The following is a 313-nucleotide window of genomic DNA, read 5'->3' as shown; positions in this document are numbered from 1 at the left end:
GCGAGGAACGGCTGCACGTGCGCCGTCGTGGCGGGCGGAAGCGGGCCATCGGCACGCGGGCACCGATGACATTGCCTTTGATGCCGAACCAGCGCTGGTCGTTGGAACCGCCCCGGGTTTGCCTGAGGCTCCAACTTCCAAATAGGATGGAGCCATGACGAGCAAAACGACGAACAAGTTTTCCCCTGAGGTGCGCGAGCGCGCGGTGCGGTTGGTGTTGGATCATGAGGCTGACCATTCCTCCCGCTGGACGGCCTGCCAGTCGATAGCGTCGAAGATCGGCTGCTCGGCGCACACGCTGTTGGATTGGGTG

1 pseudogene is annotated in these 313 nt (G+C 63.6%); it reads left to right on the top strand.

The features are described from left to right. Positions 1 to 154: 154 nt before the first annotated feature. Positions 155 to 313, top strand: a pseudogene (locus ACTJI6_RS24315) (IS3 family transposase); the annotation flags it as partial.

The sequence above is a fragment of the Paracoccus sp. 22332 genome, assembly GCF_052045125.1.
GTDB lineage: Bacteria > Pseudomonadota > Alphaproteobacteria > Rhodobacterales > Rhodobacteraceae > Paracoccus > Paracoccus haematequi_A.
This window is presented reverse-complemented; position numbering and strand designations above follow the sequence as displayed.